General features: G+C 46.1%; 17 protein-coding genes. 1 reads left to right on the top strand and 16 read right to left on the bottom strand.

What is annotated here, in order from left to right:
* Window positions 1-22: 22 nt before the first annotated feature.
* Window positions 23-1,780, bottom strand: coding sequence for a hypothetical protein (locus IPJ71_00820; GenBank protein ID MBK7842227.1), 1,758 nt, complete (start codon window positions 1,778-1,780; stop codon window positions 23-25).
* A gap of 239 nt (window positions 1,781-2,019) precedes the next feature.
* A complete protein-coding gene (locus IPJ71_00815) occupies window positions 2,020-2,625 on the bottom strand; it encodes a DUF4360 domain-containing protein (protein MBK7842226.1) in 606 nt (201 codons plus the stop codon).
* A gap of 391 nt (window positions 2,626-3,016) precedes the next feature.
* On the opposite strand from IPJ71_00815, the gene IPJ71_00810 reads away from it, so the two are divergent.
* Window positions 3,017-3,250: a hypothetical protein gene (locus tag IPJ71_00810; protein ID MBK7842225.1), complete on the top strand. Its 234-nt coding sequence runs from the start codon at window positions 3,017-3,019 to the stop codon at window positions 3,248-3,250.
* A gap of 53 nt (window positions 3,251-3,303) precedes the next feature.
* Here the strand turns inward: IPJ71_00810 and dut are convergent, their stop codons facing one another.
* The 14 genes from dut to IPJ71_00740 form a co-directional block, all read right to left on the bottom strand.
* Window positions 3,304-3,849, bottom strand: a complete 546-nt coding sequence (gene dut / locus IPJ71_00805) for a dUTP diphosphatase (GenBank protein ID MBK7842224.1) — start codon at window positions 3,847-3,849, stop codon at window positions 3,304-3,306.
* Between the two features lie 182 nt (window positions 3,850-4,031).
* Entirely contained in the window at window positions 4,032-5,357 is a 1,326-nt protein-coding gene (locus tag IPJ71_00800) for an insulinase family protein (GenBank protein MBK7842223.1), read from the bottom strand.
* A complete protein-coding gene (gene pnp / locus IPJ71_00795) occupies window positions 5,341-7,440 on the bottom strand; it encodes a polyribonucleotide nucleotidyltransferase (GenBank protein ID MBK7842222.1) in 2,100 nt (699 codons plus the stop codon). The genes IPJ71_00800 and pnp overlap by 17 nt, the downstream gene beginning before the upstream one ends.
* Window positions 7,441-7,563: 123 nt before the next feature.
* A complete protein-coding gene (gene rpsO, locus IPJ71_00790) occupies window positions 7,564-7,833 on the bottom strand; it encodes a 30S ribosomal protein S15 (protein MBK7842221.1) in 270 nt (89 codons plus the stop codon).
* A 129-nt stretch (window positions 7,834-7,962) separates the two neighbouring features.
* Window positions 7,963-8,967, bottom strand: coding sequence for a tRNA pseudouridine(55) synthase TruB (gene truB, locus IPJ71_00785; protein ID MBK7842220.1), 1,005 nt, complete (start codon window positions 8,965-8,967; stop codon window positions 7,963-7,965).
* Window positions 8,957-9,349, bottom strand: coding sequence for a 30S ribosome-binding factor RbfA (gene rbfA, locus IPJ71_00780; protein ID MBK7842219.1), 393 nt, complete (start codon window positions 9,347-9,349; stop codon window positions 8,957-8,959). The genes truB and rbfA overlap by 11 nt, the downstream gene beginning before the upstream one ends.
* Before the next feature lies 1 nt (window position 9,350).
* Window positions 9,351-12,080 carry a translation initiation factor IF-2 gene (gene infB / locus IPJ71_00775; GenBank protein ID MBK7842218.1) on the bottom strand — a complete coding sequence of 910 codons (2,730 nt, stop codon included), beginning with the start codon at window positions 12,078-12,080 and terminating at the stop codon, window positions 9,351-9,353.
* 81 nt (window positions 12,081-12,161) lie between these two features.
* Window positions 12,162-13,595 carry a transcription termination/antitermination protein NusA gene (gene nusA, locus IPJ71_00770; GenBank protein ID MBK7842217.1) on the bottom strand — a complete coding sequence of 478 codons (1,434 nt, stop codon included), beginning with the start codon at window positions 13,593-13,595 and terminating at the stop codon, window positions 12,162-12,164.
* A gap of 95 nt (window positions 13,596-13,690) precedes the next feature.
* On the bottom strand, window positions 13,691-14,149 hold the full coding sequence (locus IPJ71_00765) for a ribosome maturation factor RimP (protein ID MBK7842216.1): 459 nt from the start codon (window positions 14,147-14,149) through the stop codon (window positions 13,691-13,693).
* Window positions 14,150-14,300: 151 nt separating this feature from the next.
* On the bottom strand, window positions 14,301-14,771 hold the full coding sequence (locus IPJ71_00760; GenBank protein MBK7842215.1) for a GNAT family N-acetyltransferase: 471 nt from the start codon (window positions 14,769-14,771) through the stop codon (window positions 14,301-14,303).
* Window positions 14,771-15,538, bottom strand: coding sequence for a hypothetical protein (locus IPJ71_00755; protein ID MBK7842214.1), 768 nt, complete (start codon window positions 15,536-15,538; stop codon window positions 14,771-14,773). The genes IPJ71_00760 and IPJ71_00755 overlap by 1 nt, the downstream gene beginning before the upstream one ends.
* Window positions 15,539-15,635: 97 nt before the next feature.
* Window positions 15,636-16,001, bottom strand: a complete 366-nt coding sequence (locus IPJ71_00750; protein ID MBK7842213.1) for a hypothetical protein — start codon at window positions 15,999-16,001, stop codon at window positions 15,636-15,638.
* 161 nt (window positions 16,002-16,162) lie between these two features.
* Window positions 16,163-19,198, bottom strand: a complete 3,036-nt coding sequence (locus IPJ71_00745) for a Fic family protein (GenBank protein ID MBK7842212.1) — start codon at window positions 19,196-19,198, stop codon at window positions 16,163-16,165.
* Between the two features lie 197 nt (window positions 19,199-19,395).
* A complete protein-coding gene (locus IPJ71_00740) occupies window positions 19,396-21,501 on the bottom strand; it encodes a hypothetical protein (GenBank protein ID MBK7842211.1) in 2,106 nt (701 codons plus the stop codon).
* Between the last annotated feature and the right edge of the window lie 107 nt (window positions 21,502-21,608).

Genomic DNA, 21,608 nt, shown 5'->3' with positions numbered 1-21,608 from the left:
TTTTTCTCCTTACTATTCTAAACTATTCCAATTCAAATCTAATGATTACTCTTTGTGCTTTCTTACAATCATGACTGCCACAAAATCCCGATCCTGAGTCATCCCCTGCTACATTTCTTGAACCCTTTTTTTCTGCGAGATAACTTCGGCCCGTCACTTTAACAAGCGGCAAGAGATCTTTTTGATGCTTGTACACCATTTTTTTGGTGTCAAAAATGTAGGAGAAAATCGAACGGGCTCGGTAGTAACTCAAATCCAGATTGTAGTTAACAGCAGCCTTATCCCTCTCCTCTAATGAATCAGGGTCAATGTAGCGACCTTGGTAGGTAGGGGATGAAAATCCAACAATTTCAACGGAGGATAATTTCTCGGCGGTCGCCTTATCTTCAAAGAGACTCTGCGAATAGATCGGAATTGACCTCTCAAGGATGGCTCTCATTCCCGCTTTCAAATCAGATTTTCCTGTGTCAAAATACTCATTTCCAAACGAAATGATTACATCTCCCGTGTTGGAGTCCACGTCCGCTTTAACTCCTGCTTTTGAGAAATTCTGCTTTATTCTTCGAGCAAGATTCTTCCTGGCATCAGCTAGCTCTCTCATCTGACTGAGATCCTTCTTGAGAGCAACTGTTTTTTCTCTCATCGAGGAGGCCTCTTGAGCAATGGCATCTTTGCTTGCGAGCGCATCTGACAATTTACCCTCAGTATCTTGTATTTTTTTGGAAAGTGAACCCAATTGGCGATTGAGGGTCTGCTGATCCTTTTCCGTTTTGGCCCTAAGCTCTGCTTCCCTCGCTGCAATCTCTCCGGCGGACGCCTTTGCATCTGCCAAAGCGGTTCTCAGCTCTCTTTGCTCACGTTCGCGTTTTGCATCAAACTCTGCCTGAAGATTTCCCATCTGCTGTTTGTAGCTGGACTTAACAAAGGTCAGTTCATCGACCAATTTTTGTTTTTCTTGATCTTTGAGGGCGATAGCTGAATTTGCCGATTTCAAATCACGACTGGCTACGTTTAACTTACTTGAAACCTGATTCAGCTCATTTTCCAAGTTTCTTTTTGATTCTTGGAGAGATGTCACTTTCTCAACAGAATCTCGTCTGAGGTCGGAAATGGATTTTTCCATTTTTTCCTCAGTTATTCTTTTCTCTGAATAGGCCCTTTTCACTTCCTGAATCTTATTTTCTAGCTTCTTATTTATTCGAGCAACTTCCAGTTCGCTCTGAGCAATTGATTTCTGCTTCTCATCGACCACTTTTTTCAGTCCACGAATTTCAACTGACTTATTTGAAATTTCGCTTTCTCTTTCTTTTATGATTTTGTCCCGACGATGAAGGCGAGCCTGGGCCAATACATTTGAATTGATTATATTACGAATGATTTGTTGGTACTTATTTAACGCCTTCTCTTTTGTTTCATTTTCAGCGACTTTCTTTTTCAGCTGCATATTTTCATCTTTGGCTTCGTCTTTTAGTAAATGCAACTGACCCATCAGTTCTTCGTAGACCTGAGTATCTTCTGGACTCGACTCACGCACCTGCTGCTCTTTTAGAGTTTCATAAACCTTGATTTGCTGTTTTAGATCTTCGTTCTCATAAGCTATTCTTTGAGCTTCCATGTTTTTTTCTATTCCGAAGGTACCACTTCTTAAACTAGTGACCGTATATAGGAGTAAAAATACAACAGACAACATCATGAAAAGATCAGAGTACGATACCCAAAAGCTATCGTTGTGTTCTGACTTTGATTTCGATTTTTCGTAATCAAAACCCATATCGTTCACAAACCCTTTGAAACAGTTGGACAATTTTCAACCGGTTCATGTGAATCTTTCGGATGATGGACAGGTGAACTTAATGCTAGGCTTAAGTCTAGGGGTGAGGATCAGTGCTTAAAATGGCAGACTTCTGTTAAGGATCCCTTGGCTTAGACTGGGGAAATGAAAAGCGGTGAGAGATAGATTCTCTCACCGCTTCGCTGAATTCGAGTGACAAAGTAGGGCTTTAGACCAACTCATTCAACTTAAGAGCAACGGCGCCACTGAACATGATAGACAATCCCACTTTTAATGTCTGTGGAATCGACCGTTGCAAGGAGTTGATCACCACGGCCATTGGTCCTTGCCAGCATTCCCGTATTGATTCTCATATTGACATCTTGTCCACAGGCGGACCACACAAGAGATTCAGCAGCAAGACGGTTGGTAATAACGTATTGATTGTCTACAAATCCGCGAAAGGATTGTTCGACACTTGGCCCTCGAATCCCTGCGAAAAAGTATTCAGCATTAAATCTTGCCTCTCCTCCGGACGGAACAAAAGTATAGCCTCGATAATCAACTTGGAACACACTGACACTATATCCTTGAGGGATATGAACAGGAACAGCGATGTTACAGCTCTTCCGATCAATTTTCTTTCCCGAACTTCCTCCTGCCTCAACAATATATTCGTCAAAGAGAATGCTCAGAGATTTTTTATCGGGACTCAAAGTTACTGAAGCACTTCCGCCAGGGCATCCGGTTCCACCATAGCCTGGTGTCCCCAGCCTAATATCATCCGCCTGAGCGCTCATACCTAAAGTTGCTGACGTCACTGCTGTTATCAAGAGAGCTACTGCGCATTTCATTTCCCACTCCTTTTTATTTGATGTGCGTGATTCGCACACACGGAGTATCCAGAGCAAATCACGGACCAACTCCAAATCAAATTAGGATGCAAGCAACAGAGGTCTAGGCGCAAAAGGACACTGGATAAAATCTATTTCGGTATCAATCGAAATCTTTCTGCTGCATTAACAGGCAGTCTTAATGTTTTTGGTATCAGAAATTCCCCACTCCAAAAAAGACCCCATATCTGTCGACTAATGAAGTCTCCTCTATTGACCTAATTTGAATTTCAGGAGGTCAGGAATGAGATCATAAAAAAATCCTTTTATTTTTTTGTGACATGGGGTATGGGACGAGATGGACTGTGTCCGTTTTCCTGGTCGACTAGATTTGAATAGGGAGGTATACCAAATGGAAACCATCTCTGCGTTGATGAGGAGTTTGGGATTCGAAGGCGATAGAGCCGTGGGGGCCGAATTTATTGGAGGCCCAAAGCCAAATGTTGGAGGAGATCTTCTCCCCATTGCAGTTTGGTTATTTTTTGCTCTTGCTATTCTGTTTCTGATTGTTTTCTTGGCAGATGGCAATCAAAGAAAATTCCGAGACGCTATTCAGAAAAAACTAGAGGCTCTAAAAAGAAGTTAAAAACAAGTCTGTTCCATGGCCAAATATGGAAGCGGAAGCAAGTTTCCTTTATTTCATTTTCCCGTACTGCCAAAGCCACCATCACTCCGCGAAGTTGAATCAAGTTCAGTCGTTAAAGTTAAACAAGCTTGAAAGACAGGGCAAAGAACCCCTTGAGCAATTCGATCCTGGTCCTTAACCATAACCTCCGACTCTCCCAGATTCACAACAACAAGCTTCACTTCACCTCGATAGTCAGCATCAATTGTTCCAGGTGAATTAAGAAGAGTGATTCCATCACGAATGGCCCAGCCGGAACGAGGTCTCATCTGCAGTTCAAAATTAGGAGGAATGGAGAAACTGAGACCCGTCGGCACCAAAACCCTCTCTCCAGGAGCTATTTTAATGGGCTCACTCAATTGAGCTCTTACATCAAAGCCACTTGCCAGAGCTGACTGATAACTTGGCAAGTCACCTTTGAAATGAGGCCAGGTTTTCACTTTCAGCTCCACTGTTTTGGAAGCGTGCGAAAGGTCTTCGATATTTTGAAGTCCCTTTGAGATTCCTTTGGCAAGGTTCTCTTTCACGAATTTTTCAATCCCAAAGAGAAGACTCTTCATCTCGTGATCCAGTTTCTCTCTCTCAATAATGTTGTGCTCGACAAAATCTTCCACCGCCCCGGCGACAGATCCCACTCGAACCGAAAACTGCCTCAATTTGTTTAAGAAGTTTGTGTCTGAATTCACTTCAAATCTGTGCCTCTCCGAATCTGGCTTCCCCATACTGCCACTCCTTCCTTGCGCTATTTTTCGAATGAGTTTTCCACCCAACGAGACCCTCTCTCCTCGTTCACATCCCCCACCAACATGACACCTGATTTATTGAAATCAATAAAACGCTCAAGGTACTCATGAATTGACCCTAAAGACACCCTGTCAATCTGCGCTACGACCTCATCGACGGGCCGGTACTCTCCAAACACCATCTCATTAACCGCGATCGAGTTCATTCGACTTTCAACGTCGTCTGATCCAAGTAAAATGGACCCCTTTACCTGCGTCTTAAAAAACTCCAATTCCTTTTTGCTCAAGCCTCTCTTTAAGAGTTTCTTGATTTCCATGGATATGATCTTCAGAACATTTGGTGCATTTTTCTGGGAAGATCCGGCATAGATCATTATGGATCCACAGTCTGTAAAAGAATGAAGGTAACTATATATTGAATAAACCAGACCTCTATCTTCTCTTACCTTCTGATAAAGCCGTGAGGTCATACCTCCGCCCAGAACGGCATTAACGATATAGGATTCAAAGCGCGCAGAATCCGTGAAGGCACCAGAGGGAAACCCAATCAACATGTGCACCTGTTCACTGGGGCGAGAGATGACTTGCGTAAAGGCCTTCTGCTTTGGCCTCACCCGCTTCTTTCTCACTGAATCATTTTTTGAGCGACTCAGTGATTTACCAACCAATTCTAACACCCTATCATGATCCACATCACCAGCAACGCTCACCACCAAATTACGACCACCATATCGATGATGATAAAAATCAAATAAATCCTTGCGAGAAATGCGATTTAGAGATTTTGGGGTGCCAAGGATTGGCATTCCAAGTGAGTGACCAGAGTACGCCTTTTCAAAATACAAATCAAAAATGTAATCTTCGATCACTTCTGACGACATATCAATTTCTTGAAGGATCACATCCTTCTCTTTAACAAATTCTTTGGAATCAAAAACAGCACCCCCAACCAAGTCGACCAAAACGTCCAGACTGAGAGGCAAATGCTCACGCAAACTGGTCGCATGAAAACAGGTCACCTCTCGAGAGGTATATGCGTTGAGCTCACCTCCGACAGATTCAAGACTTTTAGCTATTTCAAATGCAGAGCGCGACTTGGTCCCCTTAAAAACGAGGTGTTCTACAAAATGAGCTGCCCCATTAATTCTTTTGGACTCATCTCTCGTTCCTATCTCCACATAAATTGCAGCTGAAGTGGACCGAGAAAAAGGGTGATGCTCAGTAACAACTCGAACACCATTATCCAAGATAGTTTTACGAAATTCCGGCTGAAAATCAAAGGCCGCAGTTTTTCCCCTGATATTTACCTCACTGTGGCTTTTCAAGGAGAACCTTGCGGCTCAGCTTGATACGTCCAGCTCGATCCACATCGAGAACTTTGACTTCCACGTCATCCCCTTCATTAAGAACCTCTGACACAGTTCTAATGCGCTCATGAGCAATTTCAGAAATATGAAGAAGCCCGCTTGTATTTGGAAAAATCTCGACAAAGGCTCCAAAATCCATAATTTTAACGACCTTGCCAGAATACACTTTGCCCACTTCGGCTTCTGCGCAAATGTCTCGTATCATCATGATCGCCCTCTTGGTCGCCTCAGGGTTCACTGAAGAAATATGGATTTTCCCACCATCTTCAATATCGATCTTCACACCTGTTTCTTCGATAATCCCCTTAATGACCTTTCCTCCGGCACCAATCACTTCACGAACCTTCTCTGACTTAATTTGAATAGTTTCAATACGTGGAGCAAACTGAGAGATCTCACCGCGAGGAGACCGAATCACTTCCTCCATCTTCCCTAGGATGTGATCGCGACCTTCCTTAGCCTGATTCAAAGCCTGCTCCATAATATCAAAGCTAATGGAGTCAATCTTGATATCCATTTGCAAAGCAGTGATGCCCTTGCTGGTACCTGCAACCTTAAAGTCCATATCTCCCAAGTGATCCTCATCACCGAGAATATCACTTAGAACTGCCACTCGATCGCCCTCTTTGATCAGTCCCATTGCGATTCCAGCGACGTTTCCCTTAATAGGGACGCCAGCATCTAACAAAGCCAAAATTCCAGAACAAACTGTTCCCATTGAACTTGAGCCATTTGATTCTAAAACCTCACTCACAATACGAACCACATAGGGAAACTTGTCATAGTCTGGAAGTACGACTTGAATAGCACGTTCCGCCAAAAATCCATGACCAATCTCACGACGACTCTGTCCCCCCATACGCCCCGTCTCTCCAACACAGTAAGGAGGAAAATTATAGTGAAGCATAAATTTTTTCTTTACCAAACCACTCAACGCATCAATCATTTGCTCGTCATCGCCTGTACCAAGAGTCACTGTCCCAAGAACCTGGGTCTCTCCACGAGTAAACAATCCAGACCCGTGTGCCCTCGGCAACAAAGCAACTTCACAGGCAATGGGGCGTATCTGAGTAGTTGATCGACCATCAATTCGAAAGCCCGTGTCGAGAACTAAATTTCGAGCCACCGAGTATTTCACATCTTCAAAAATGGAATTCAGGTCCTTTGCTCTCTTCGCAAGTACCTCTTTGTCCTCATCAGCTGCCAAAAACCTCGCCTTTGCCTCAGCAAGGACCGCATCCAGGGCCGCGTATCGTTCTAACTTTTCTCTGATTTTTAAGGCCGCTGCAACCTTGGGTGCAGCGAAATCCTTCACTTCGCTTTTGAAAGACGCATCCGGAAATACGGGTGTAAAATCACGCTTCTTTTTTCCAGCCAAGGATTTCAATTTATCCTGAGCATCAAAGGAAGGCATCATGGCTTGATGGGCAAACTTCAATGCTGCCAAAGCGTCGGCTTCAGAGATAAAGTGAAGCTCCCCCTCAACCATCAAAATACCATTACGTGTCCCAGCTACAACAATATCCATATCCGATTCGCTGAGAAGCTCCGGTGTCGGATTCGCGATGAATTTCCCTTTCACTCGTACCACTTGAACGGCCGAAGTTGGGCCATTGAAGGGGATATCACTGACATGAAGAGCAGCGCTCGCACCGATGCTGGCCAAAATATCAATGGGGCAGGAGCCATCATAGCTCAGAGTTGTGGCGACCAGCTGAGTCTCATAACGATAGCCCTCGGGAAAACAAGGACGAACCGGGCGATCAATCATTCGAGCTGTTAGAGTAGCCAAATTAGTGGGACGGCCTTCGCGCTTAAAATAACCGCCAGGAATTTTACCTGAGGCATAAAATTTCTCAGCGTACTCCACCGTCAGCGGGAAGAAATCCATGGTGGACTCCTTCCTGTTTGAAACGGCGGTCACGAGGACCATATTGCTGCCACAGGTAACAAGGACCGAACCATCGGCCTGTTTTGCTAAACGACCAGTTTCAAGAACGATTTCCTTACCGTTCATTTCAAAGGTCACTGTCTGTTTCATTTCCTCTCCTTGTTTTAAACCAACCAAATCCCCTATCGCGGGCTCATACGCCAGCGACGTCTCATTTCAGGAACGGAGATATAGGCCTCGATGCGTAGGTAACCAGATTTAAGTTTTTAGACATTACTTCCTTAAACCAAGCTCAGATATCAACGAAGAATATTGAGCCGAATCTTGAGAACGAAGATAGTCCAAGAGTTTTCGACGACGATTCACCAGTTTTAGAAGGCCACGTTGCCCATGAACATCTTTTTTATTCTTTTTGAAATGTTCAGTTAGATGATTAATTCGATGAGTGAGGAGAGCGACTTGCACCTGCGAGCTCCCCGTATCCAACTCAGACTGACGGAATTTTTTTACAATTTCTTCTTTTTGTGAAGCTAAAAGCGCCATTGGTTACCTCCAAAAACCCCCATTGGAACGTTATGGCTTTCGTCCCAGAGAGCATTAAGTAGCCATACTTACAAGGCTTTCAAAACAAGAGCAAGTGGAGAAAGAAAAAACGACTTTTTTGCCACGTCCTCAGAGGGCCGGGAGCTGAAATATTCGCCTCACCTTAAGTCCACCCTCAGGCATCGCTTCAATCAGGGAAAGGAGCTGACCCGTTGCAGAACTCAGGATTTTCACGGGCACGATTACACGTTGATTGTTGGCCCTTTTTCTTTCTGATATCAAACGACGACTCAGATCATGACTGACGAGTCCATTCACCATTAAATGCTCATCGCGTCCCTTTACGGTCAAGGCCTTCCACTGAGGAAGAGCTTGATTTAAAGAAACAAATGAATCTCCAAAAGCCCGAGGATCTATGGCACCACAGGCCTGTTGGTCCCGCCCTTCCATCTTAGAGAGGCTCGCCAATTCTTCAAGACTTTCTAAACTGAGACTCTTCTCTACTCGGAAACTGCCTGATCCCAAACGTCTGAGTTCCTCAACCGTTGCGCCACAACCGAGATTTCTTCCTACGAATTCAACCCAGGATCGTATGTAGCCACCTTTATGGCAATCGACCCGAGCCGAGAAGCAATCCTGACCAAACTCAACTAATTTCAGGTTAAAAAAGTTCATGCTGCGAACTGGTGTGGAACTCAGTTTTTCCGCTCGAGCCAGTTCATACAGTTTTTTTCCACCCACCTTGACCGCTGAATAGGCAGGAACAGGCAAAGAGAGCTCACCTTGAGCATCCAATATCGCCCTATTTAAAGTCTCTTCTGAAACATTGACTTCGCGACGTTCAAGAACCCTTCCTGTGATATCCAAAGAATCCGTGATCAGGCCCAGCCGAACCTTAACTTCGTAGCTCTTATCCGCATTCAAAACATAATCTGATAGTTTAGTGGCCTCTCCTAGGAGCAAAACAATAAGGCCCGTTGCCAAAGGATCCAGGGTCCCCGCATGGCCAACCGCCTTCATTCCTAAACAACGTCGAGCTCTGGCAACCACGTCATGACTCGTTATCCCGCTTGGTTTATCAACCAACAAAAGACCATGAAGCCCTGGCTCAGATCGCTTAGCCTTAGCCTTCATCTTCGCCTTCAACACTGGGTCGCAATTGCATCTCGCCCGCCTTTATATCATTCAAAATTCGTTGGATTTTATCAACCTCATCAGCAGACGAATCAAGGAACAACTGCAATCGCGGAGTGAACTTCAGCTTGAGATTTGCGCCCACATGTCTTTGAATTTCCGAAACTTGCTTTTCAAGCAGCAACCAGTCAGTTTGCTTCGTTTTTGAATCACCCATGAGGCTAACGTAAACCTTGGCGTGGCGCAAATCCGGTGAGACTTTGACATGTGTCACTGAAATCAAGCAGGAAAAAGACCCCCTTAGGCCAGTTAATAGGTAACCAGCTACAACATGACGAAGTTCTTTTTCAACCCTTTGTATGCGCCTGCTTTCTCCTGACAACTCAGAGCTCCCTCGCGATGCTCTCAACCTCGAAGGCCTCGATCACGTCACCAACTTTAATGTCATTGAAGTTTTCAATTCCGATCCCACATTCAAAGCCCGAGGCCACTTCTTTGACATCATCTTTGAACCGCTTCAGACTGGAAACTTTTCCTTGATAGACAATTCGGCCATCTCGCACCAATCGCAATTGGTTACTTCGCGTAATTTTCCCATCCAAAACAGAACATCCTGCAATAACTCCTGATTTTGGCACCGAGAAAGTATTTCGCACTTCAGCTCTGCCCAATGATTTTTCAACTATCTCAGGCGCTAACAATCCTCCAAGAGCTTTTTTAACATCATCAATCAGCTCGTAAATAATTGTATAGACCTTGATCTCAATATTTTTCTCTTTTGCCAGTTTTTGAGCAGAACCATCCGGACGAACATTAAAGCCAAGAACCAGCCCATGGGCCGTTCCTGCCAACAACACATCCGATTCGCTGATTCCACCTACCCCTGAGTGAACGATCTTCACTTTGACTTCTTCCGTCCCCGCCTTTTCAAACATCCCCTTGATGGCTTCCAAACTGCCGGCCACATCCGCCTTCAACACAACCGAAAGCTCTTTTGCGGCACCCGCCTTCACCTTAGAAAAAATCTGCTCCAACGTCATGGTTTTATCAAGACTTGCGATCGCGGCCTCTGCCTGATGTTTTCTCAATTCAGCAATTTCATGGGCCTGAGCTTCTGTCTCCGTGACATCAAAACGATCCCCAGCCAAAGGAGTCTCGGGAAGACCAAAAATTTCGACGGGTGTGCCTGGGCCAGCCAATTTAATTTGCTCGCCTCGATCATTGTTCATGGCCCGGATTCGACCGGCCACAGTTCCAACAACAATGTCCTGACCCACCCTGATTGTCCCATCTTTCACTAATAAAGTGGCGACACATCCCCGACCCTTCTCCATACGGCTCTCTATCACCAAGCCCGTACCTGAGCGGTTCGGATTCGCGCGAAGCTCTTGAACCTCGGCCACAAGTCGAATTTGCTCAAGTAGCTCCTTAACTCCCTCTCCCTTTAGAGCCGAAACAGGACAAAAGATCGTGCTTCCACCCCACTCCTCAGGAACGAGTTGGAATTCAGTCAATTGTTGCTTGATTCGGTCTGGATTAGCACCTTGTTTGTCCATTTTGTTAACTGCCACGATAATCGGGACCCCGGCGGCCTTAGCATGATTAATGGCTTCGGCCGTCTGAGGCATGACCCCGTCGTCCGCTGCAACAACAATAATCGCAACATCTGTCACATTAGCTCCGCGGGCCCGCATGGCTGTGAAAGCTGCGTGGCCGGGAGTATCGATAAAGGTGATGTGACTTCCATCTTCAAGAGTTACTTGGTAAGCCCCAATGTGCTGGGTAATACCTCCAGCCTCTCGGGACGCGACATCTGCGTTGCGAATCGAATCAAGCAATGTTGTTTTGCCATGATCGACGTGTCCCATCACTGTCACGACTGGTGTTCGAGGCACCATCTCCGAAGAAAGATCACCGAAAACAGCTTCCTCTATCAGGCCCTCGGGCGACAAAGCCACATTTTGAGCTTCAAAACCGAATTCGGGTACCATCAGAGCCACAGTATCAAAATCAAGATCTGTATTAATCGTGGCCATAATTCCTTCGCCCATTAATTTCTTAATCAGCTGAGGGGCCTTCAAATTCATTTGGTTGGCTAGTTCCCCGACCTTAATTACATGATGAAATTTAACCACTCGTTTGCTGGCCTTTGGAGTTGTAATCTGAGTCTTTCTCACCTCTCCCCGACCAGGAATCTTTTTCTTTTTTGGCTGGAAAACAACTTCTCTTTTTCTAAACTCCGAAGCCGAAAATACCGCCGAAGGAAGCTCTTTGCCCGCCCCAGGACGCTTTTTTAATTTATCATCCTTTTCCTTCTGCGTTTCCTCAATCACAACTTCATCGAGAAAAGGCGAGGGAGCTACAAATCCAGTTCTCAAAGTCCGACCAACCCCCGGCCGCGGAGGACGAGAAGGATCCGAAACTTGCCCGGAAAAAAAAGGCGAGGTCCCTGCCCCCGTCCCTGCAGCTCCAGATGGTCCTGATGAAGAAACTGTGCTGCTTGCTCGAGCCACAGGACGAACAACCCTCTTCAGATCCATGCGACCCACAATATTACGACGAGTTTTCGTCTCGGGTGATTCAGGTGAGATCGAATCTGGAGACACACCTTCTGCACTCATCTCGGAGCCTGTTTCTCTCAAATGAGCTGCAGCATCAGAGTCCTCTTCTGACCCATCAGTCGCACTCACTTCTTCTGAGGTGTAAATCTCCTGACTTTCTACTTGTGCCGCCAGGGCCGCTGCTGCCGCCGCCGCCTCGGCCTCCTCTTTTTCTCCAGCCTTACGTCGAATCACTTTTGGTAGGGCCGCTGCGGCTTTCTCTGCCTTCTTTTCTTTCACGGATTTTTCATCCGCCTTAGAAGTGGCTGTAACGACCTTGCGCACGGACGTGGTCGTGGCCTTCTTCTTCTTTGGCTTGGCTTTTTTAGCCTTTGTCTCTTTTTTTGTTCCCGCCTCTGCATCAAAACGGCTCTTGATTTCGAGGATCATGGCCTCATCTAAACCAGCCATATGACTTCGAATCGGAAGATTCCATTCACGAATCTTATCCATGAGAGTCAGAGTCTCGATACCAATCTCTTTTGCAAATTCATAAACTTTGGGCTGGGTCACTCATTCTCCTTCAACCAAACTGTCGCTTTATACCGCTGTCTATCTCTTTGTCTCGAATCAACCACACTTTAGATTTTTCAATTATTCCTGAATTCCGCCAACCTCAGTTTTCTCACCACCTGCCGCTTCTTCCTGCGCCGTCAACTGAACCATCTCCTCTTTCAAACGCTGCGCTGCCTGAGACTTCGCATCTCCCTCCAACTGCACCTCTGGGGTCTTCGTTGGAGCCGTTGGCACTGCTTTACCTTCTTGCTGGTACTGAGCGAGGAGAGCCTTTGAATCTTCAACTAATTTCTTAGCCCTGTTTATATCTTCATATCCAGGAACCTTCATCACATCGTCAATCTGTGCCTCAGCTATGGCTTGGAAAGACCCATATCCTGATTGGAAAATATTCTGTGCCATCGTTTGACTCATCCCAGGAATCAGCATCAGATTAAATATCGCCTCGGCTGTTCTCTGCGAAGCATTCGATTCAGAAACAATATCCAATTTCCAACGCGTGAGCTTTGCCGCCAGACGAACATTCTGACCCTTTCGCCCAATGGCCAAGCTGAGCTGAGAATCCGGAACCACGATTTCCATTTCCATCAAATTCTCGTCCATATACACTTTAGAAATTTCTGCTGGAGCCAGAGCATTGCAAACAAATCGAGCTGGCTCATCGTCCCAATTAACAATGTCAATTTTTTCGCCCCGCAGTTCCTGCACAATACTCTGTACGCGACTGCCCTTCATCCCCACGCAAGCACCCAAGGCGTCAACGGCAGAATCCTTAGAACTCACAGCAATCTTAGCCCTCTGACCAGGCTCACGAGCAGCTGCCTTTATCTCAACAATACCATCATAAATCTCTGGAACTTCCATTTCGAACAACTTCATCAGGTAGCGCTCATCAGCTCGAGACATGATAATCTGAGGGCCTCTGGTGGTTTGGCGAACATCAGCAATGTAGCCTTGAATCCGATCTCCCGGCTTGTACTGCTCGCCTGGAATCTGTTCCCGGGGTGGGATGTAGGCCTCTGTCCGACCAAGATCAACAACGATAGCCCCTCTTTCAACTCGTCGAGCAATTCCTGAGGCAATTTCTCCCTTTCGCTGCTCAAACTCATTAAAAATAAGGTCGCGCTCGGCATCGCGCACTCGCTGAGTGATAATCTGCTTAGCTGTCTGAGCTGCAATTCGCCCCAAATCGGAGGTTTCTAACTTATGCCCAATCGAATCGTGAAGTTGAGCATCAGGGTCCAACTCGAGGGCACTAGATAACTTAATCTCAACTTCTTCGTCACAAAAATCTTCGTCGTTGACCACTTCCTTAAATTCATAGAGCTCTATCTCACCAGACTCCTCGTTATATTGAGCCTCAATTTCACGATAAGTCCCATACTTTTTTCGAGCAGCCACTAACATACCCTGGATAACAGCATCAATAACGACACCTTTATCAATGCCCTTATCTTTGCCGACCTGTTCAATCATACGACTCAAATCAGAGAATACATTTTCCACAGCCATCCCTATTACCTCTTCTTCATCTTCTTTTTGCTTCCGGACTTCTCACTGAAAACAAATTTTACGTTCGCCCTTCGAATAATTCGTTGAGGAATTTTCTATTTTGCCCTATCATTCTCAACCACAACCACTTCGTCCGATGCTTCCGTAAGCTTACCCTCAACCGACAACGGACCACCCTTACCAGGTTTTGCTTCCACAGCCTCAGGCAGAGGAATCGATTCCGTGGTGGAGACTTTCACTTGCTGACCAATCGCCTTTTCGAAATGCCAGGTCTCAAGAAGCTGCCTCTCAAGGCCCGGACTAGAAACTTCCAAATCGTAGGCACCGCCAGGAATGAGATCTCTCACGTCGAGCAGAAGGTTGATGCCTCGCGAAATATTGGCACAATCGTCTACAGAAACTACGCCTTGAGCACGATCAATAAACACTCGTAAATTTCTCTGTCTAGATCCACCAGAGAACTGAATATCGTATAGAAGACAACCCTCTCGCTGGCAAATTTCACTCGCCAATTCACGAATCTGACCCAAAGCATCATCAGACAAACTACTCAAATCTCTGTCCTTCTACACCACTCCGATCCCTCGCGACCAGACGCGGACACAATAAAAAAGAGGACCACTGGCCCCCTTACGAGTGTTCGATTTATAACGAAGGCAAACATAAAAGGCAAGTCATTATCAGAGCTTATTCACTCGTCTGGATTCACGGACAAAGCCTACTATAGAGGTCGGCACCGGCACCATCGCGATAGTAATTGGGTCTCCTGCCCACTTTAGAAAACCCTAGCTTTTCATAGAGGTTACGGGCCCCACGATTTCCCTCATGAACTTCAAGCCAGATCTCCTCGCCGGAATCAACCTCCTCAATGACCGAGCGCATAAGCTCTGCCATAATGCCTCTCCTGCACCACTGGGGGTGTGTTCCGAGAAGCCGAATTTCACGACCTCCCGGAAAGCAGCGCCAGATGACAAAGGAGGTGAGTCCAAACGGCTTATAAAAGACCCCGAGCGAACTACCTGACATTCCTTCCTCTGCGAGCTGTTCCTCACTCCAACCTCCCCCAATCGGAAATGGGGAACCTGAATAGACGGCCTCAACTGTCTGGTGCAGCTCCGCAAAATCGCTCCCCCGAAGGGCCCGAATTTCCCAAGAATCACAATTAATAAGACCCATTAAACATCCAAAGAGAGATTCTTCACTTTGTACTTCTCTTGAAGTATTTCAAACCAGTTTTTTAATCTCATGTCCACGTGCTGACGTTCTAAAAACGATCTGATATCATCTTTAAATTTCTCAAACGGAAAATTGCCAAATTTTATCCTATTTTTCTCAAAATACTCACGAACCTCATCGTCCGTCACAGGTACCACGGAGCTACGACCCTTGAATTGAATAAATCTTTTGGCTCGCATTTTTCTTTCCAACTGGCTTTTTAACTCAGAGCGAGTGACGGCGAGACCCTTCCACTGGACATTCTTCTTCAAAGTCTCCTGGGCTCTCTGTTCCGCCACCTCCAGCTCAGGACCCAAAATCTCATGAGCCGAAAAACTTTGCGCTTCAAGAAAAACAACCCACTCCAAAAGACTTGCGACGACCTCTCGATCAAATTCCTTCCCCTTCACCTCGAGAGATAAGCTCTCTGGGATTTTCTTGTTCCCATACATCGCCCTCTCAAGAAGAAAAGCGATTTGCACCTCCCGGCTGGTGATGGGCCTCCCACCGACAACGGCCACCGTGGTGGTCAGCAACTGCCTTGCTGGCCTCTCCTGCTGCGCTTGGGCCTGTCCTTGCTTCGGTTGGGCCAGACTTTGCTGCTGCATTGAAAACAAACACAAACCGAAACCCAGCAAGCTCCCTAGGGGGCCGCAACACCAGCTGAGACTCAGACTCAAATTCAGACCAAAAATTCTTATGATACACACCTGATTGAGAAATTTCATGATTCTATTTAACCACCTCTCAAAAGGTAGTCACGGCTTTTGAGAATTCTCGGTCGGAACAAATGAAGATCATTCTGACCTTCATCCCCTGTTCTTCCTACTTATTTGCTGGAGGATCAACCTTATGGGCATCTCCGTTATAGCGTTCAGCTCCTTTGGGTCCACTCCAATTCGTCAAATAAATTTGAACCTTTTCTCCCACTCTCCACCCAACCACTTCTTCTCCGGTCTCGGGGGAAATAGAAATAGTTTTTCTCGTCTCGGGAGAATCAGCGTACTCAATCAGAACCTGGCTACTTGTGACTCCGATCACCACTCCTGGCTCAACCGACCCGAGGGAGCCCCAATAAGACAACCCGCCAACTGTAGCGAGCAGAAGGCCCCCGGCCGCAAGCCCAAAAATTTTTAAGGAACGACGAGAGGAATGTCCCCATATTTTAGAATCAATTAAATGCTGACTCACCCTTGTCTCCTCACTGACTAAAAGTTCGCTTCTACCGAAAAGACCATCTATTTCGATATTTAGAAGTCAGGTTTTTGAGCAAAGTTTTGCAGATTCCGTGCCATTGATACAAAAGAGAAGTTTGATCTACCAATCAGCACAATCAGCGCAAAAGTGACAATTCACGGACTCTGCGTGAGGGTTCGAAGACAACCTCGTCGCGGTTCGAAGACATAATGGGCCCCATATTCCTTCCTCTTAACCAAAACAGCAGGCAGTTCCGCAGGGAGGTCAGACACTTTGACGAAATTGCGCACCTCGCGCTCAAGAGCGATGGGCCTATCAGATGCATAAAAAACCTTGATTTGCAGCTCTCTTCCATCGTCCATTTCTAACTCGACTTGACCACTATCAGAATTAAATTTCGCATGGGTGACAGCACTATGGATCGATGCTCGTCGAATTCCCTCCGCAAAAACCGCGGTATTGCGTACAAGTTCAGAAACAAATTCTCGTCGATTATCGACGAAACCCCCATTCCGATTCAAAGTTAAAATGTAGTCAATATCAAATCGATTCGGAAAGAGAAGGGGCGAAAGTCCTCCGCGTAAAAGAAGGTGCTGAGCAATCAGTTCTGACATACGCCCGCTCCCATCCTTGTGAGGATGAATCGCTTCGTATCGCGTGAACGCCTCTATGGCAGTTTGATAGCTTGGCTCCACTGATTCCAGCCAAGCAAAGAACTCATTGAGAACCTGTGCAGAGGTCCTTGTCTCACCCATGACCGCTGTGTAATTAAAGTTCGAAAACGAACCTTGATATTCTGTAGAGAGAACTCCTTCGGTCAGATAACTGTGGAGTTCTTTGGCATCAGCCCCGGTCATCGGTCTTTGACGGTGTTCAAAGATCCAATCTACTGCCCGATGAGCTCCTTGAACGGATTGGCCAAGGGTTTCCACGTCTGCACGTTTTCCACGAAGATAAACGACGTCTCCCGTATTCAGAGTTGCAGACCGGGTCATCGATTGAAGCACAATCGCGCGCTGATACTCAAGAGGTAAATCTCTTAAGTCACCATGGACTTCTGCGTTTGCGTTTGCGTTTGCGTTTGCGTTTGCGTCTCTATCTGCATGCGAATCTCCATCTCCCCCTGTAATGTTATTAGGCCCGGATCGCACAAAATTACTTCTGCTCAAGCTGTTTCCCGATGCAGAGGCATGGCTCTCAAAGTGGGCCAAAAGGTCTCCGTAAATCTTAATTAATCCGCGAGAGACACGCTCTCCATTCCTGGAAAGTTCAATCACTCGATCCCGCCGGAAGCGAACATCCTGAAAAAGATCCTTCATCCCGTTCCAATCAGAACTATCTGAAAAACTCTGAAACTGCCTTAAATAGTATTGAGCAATAAGAGAACTGTGAGCGGAATAGCCCATTTTCGTAGGAAGGCCCAAAACAAGCTTAACAAGGAGGGCGTAAAGTTCCTTGGCCTTCTTCTTTCCCTCAAAATCGGGCTCGTGAAGTCCAAAATTGGCCCTTGCCGAATCGTCCAATTGAGGAACATCTGTCACAATGTAGGCGGAAGCATACCGAACATTTCGATTTGTCTGCGCATTAAATTCTTGAATCAACTTGGCTATTTGAGAACCCTCAACATCAATCGAAAGAATCTGATTCTCGTCTCTCAGCCGCCGAACAAGCTGTCGTGATTCGACAAGCGGAGAAGGAACGGATATATGAGGCCCCGAATAGACGACATCATAGGGTGCTAAATCATAGAGGTCGTTCGTAATTTCTTTTAAAGAATCGACCCGGCCCGAATCGTCTAACAGCATGAAATTCCTTGGGGCTACGACTTTATGTTTGCCAATCTGTGGATCCGTGACCCCAGCAGAGCCAGCGAAAATAACTCGATCAACACCACGCTGAAGAAATGGAAGAATCAAAGGCAAAACGGACTTACCGAAATAGCGATAGTCCATTCTGGTCACAATTGCGACATTTCTTGGAATACCGCTTTTTCCCAAAACAGCAAAGTAGGCGACCTCAGCAAAATCACCCAGACGACTCGTTTCGATATGGCGAACGGAGCGATCCTGTTCAAGAACATGTGCAATGACCTCTCCGTAACCCAGCACAAGATCATCAATGCGGTAATCAGGTAATTTCTGAACTCCCTTGGCTAGAACTTCGGTCGCCTGCTCCCACGACTTTGGCCCGTCCGAAGTCAAGATCCTCACGCTTTTAAAATCGTCACGAAAGTCTACCGCCAACTGCATTTTTTTGTGATGCAATAGATCGACACCAATAAAGCTATGAAAGATGATCAGCGGCTCTGCCCGCATGGGTTTAAACGCAAGCATGGTTTTCGAACCCCTCATGGCATAAGAGGAGTTAACCTGAAAAAATTCACGATAGCCTTGAAGCCTAAGACTTCGAATCGTGTCGTGGGTTCCCAGCTCCGAGAATATGACTTGATCAGGTCGAGCGATATGATTCAATCCGCCCCATTTTCTCTTGATATAAACATCCAGATCCACCAATGAACTCGGAGCATCGAGATCAAAGAGCGGATGCAAGTCAGCTTCCTTCATCTCAAAGTGAATAGCGCCTGCCGAACGATAGGAACCCTCTTCAGACACATTCATTGGCCGCAATATGACTTCGTTTGTGAGTCCGTATTTTTGATTTATCCACTCCAATATTTCTTTTGCCTTGCGACCAATGAACTCTGAATCTGAAACTGAAACTGAAACTGAAACTGAAACTGGATGCTGGCTTGTCAAAACCTGAATAAGCAAGTCTTCAAGTCTCAAATTCTTAAGCTCTTCGAAAGTTAACGCACTCAATCTTTGCAGGGCGACTCGAACATCAAATCCGAGAGGCCCGCCCGGAAAACTAACTATGTATTTCCTGAAAATATCACCGATAATTTCATTAAATAACATCTCCAAGGAAATCTCTCTTGAGGAGGAGGCACTCGGGGTCAATCCCATGGCATCAGACAATTCTTCGGTGATACCCATCGCAACGTGGTTGATTGCTCTTCGCTCATCGATACTTTTCGCAAGCCCAGCCTGGAGCCATTGATATTTCTCAAGTGCTTCAAGATAGCCTGGCACATCAGAGTCCATGCTTTCAAAAGGATAGGCCTTCTTTTTTCTGAGCCAGAAGATTTCAAGGGCTTCAAATTGAGCGCAGAGATCTCTGATCTTTTTCATGTTTTCATCTCTAGGCCGGTTGAATTCAGCTGACGACTCAGGAGTCATATTCCAAAAAGACTTGTCGATTAATTTGAGATCCCGCCCCATCTCTCTGGCAAAAAAGTGCATATCACGAATCAAATTTTGATCAGGAGAAGGTCGACCCGTTAAAGTTGACAAAAACGAAGGCTGCGCGGCTGGCAAAAAGTCCATTCTTATCGGACCGAAGGGATCATTTCCCTCGAGAAAGACGCTGGAGTTAAAAAGGTATCCAGATATTTTTTGGCGCCAGACAGGACCCCAAGATTATGAATTCCTTCCTGCCTCCGATCGCTGAAGAGCTGGGACTCCAATTGATCCACATTCGACGCGGGAACAAAAACGGACCGATCAAAATATCCGATGGAGTGACCGTTATGGACGATACGAACGTCTATTTCGAGACTAATCTTTGATTCAGGGCCATTTTTAAAACGAACAAGCGGAAGTAAGTGCCCTATGAGAGTCAATCGAAAAACCACTTTCTTCTTAATCGAATCCCTGTTCAGATCTAAAAATTCTCCAGGATACCCGGTCACCGCAAGGCTTAAAAATTCTGTCCAGAATTCGTTGGTCTCGAGCAACTCAGGTCTCAGAGAGGCGGTTCGAGAGATGATATAGAGGTCCGCGATTGCATCAATTAGCTTTTCTATCTGAGAACGAGTCAGATAATTTTCGATAGAATTGATAAAAGACTTTGCCCAAGTTTCGAATGAGCTTTCCTCTGGACTCAATTCGGATTGAAACTCGGGTCTTACTGTGCCCAATGCCAAACGCGAAAAATAGCGCCGGGTCGAAAAGAGTTCAAATCTCAGTCGCAATCGAGCGTCATTATGAATTGCGACAGCAAGGTAATTGGCGAGTGCGCCTGGTTCATTCCTTGCTGAGATCTCCAATTGCTCTGCCAAAGGTCCATCGCCAAGAATATTCCTCAGCTCATTGATTGAAATATTGAGGTCGAGCCAATCAATGTCACGATCGGCAGCTTGACGAACAGCGAGAGGCAATTCATGGCTCATCTGACTCTTCACGAGGTTGAAAGTAACATCTCGGTCGGGTCTTATGGCATACCCGTTTCGAATAGCCATCCGGCTCACAAGAAATCTTGGATCGCCAAGTAAAATCTGCCGACGAAGGGAGACCAAGTTCCTTGGAGTTTTCGTCGTAGTTCCCGAAGCTCCAGGAAATAGCTGGGTCTCCCTCGAAACACTTGGATATGGCTCTGCCGGCGGCGCGGACACCGATGGACCAGAAGGTTTCAGAATTGTGATGCTGGAAATGAGATTTTTGATGAAGAGAACATATTGGTTTGAATGATTCTTTCCCTCTTCAATTTTTTGCAATTCATCAACGAGAAGAGTCTCTAGATTTTGACGAGACAGGTGGGCGCGGGTCGATTGATAGTGGGAACCTTCAACGATGGCTCGATAGACTGCAGGAGTTAACATCATTTGAGCCTCGCCTTGGCTTTCAGTCAAAAGAGACCGACGGACTTTTGTGCTACTGATTGGCAAGGTTCGCCTGTTCAAAATATAAAGAGACGGACGAAGTGGATCGCGGGCTTGATAAAAGTGGAGATTCCCTTCTCTTCTGTATTCATATCCTCCCAAGAAGTCTTGTGGATATATCTGTTGTAAGGGGTTGTTGAGAGTGTGATCAATGGAAGTCTCTCCAGGAGAACTTTGGCGTCCAATAAAAATCATGTTCGTGTTTTCAAACATCTCCTGCCATCGAGGACCCCATTTTGGCATGCTGGCACCACTGTCTCCCCCTGCTAACCACCAAAGATTACGAGGATGGCCGACCAATTGTCGAAAGTGCAAGATCGAATCGACGGATTCGCTGATGTGATTGTCAACGTCGAAGCGAGACATTTCAAGGTGGACCAAACGGCCGGCCTTAGATATCCAAGTCACATGTCCGGGGCCCACAATGCGAAAATCGCGAAATGGAATATTACGTTTTCGCAGAATGAAATCGAAACTTTCCACTGCCACCTGAGTCAACTTCAGGACCACATCCACCTTCTCAGCTCCCTCTTTGTAGGGGTTTGCCACGAGAAGGACGCCATGAGGAAAAGAATGCTCATATAGAGTATCGGCCATAAGGGCCAAATGCATCTCAGTAATTGGGCTGAAACTCCCTCCCATAACGAGAAGCGAATTCTCAGGTTCTGCCGACTCAAGGGCCAAAGGACGAGGCGATGCGTTCGAAGTGCCGACAACAACAAAAAGTGAGATTAAGGCTATGAGCCGAAAAAATAGGGAACGTGAATCAATCATTCGCGAGTGGCGTAGCAACTGCTATGCCATCGAACTTGAACCGCCTTTGCTAAAGCCACTTCGTCCTCAATGTGCTAGAACTTTCTCGCCACACTCTTATTCTAAGC

Source organism: Bdellovibrionales bacterium, from assembly GCA_016714165.1.
Classification (GTDB): Bacteria; Bdellovibrionota; Bdellovibrionia; order Bdellovibrionales; family UBA1609; genus JADJVA01.
This window is presented reverse-complemented; position numbering and strand designations above follow the sequence as displayed.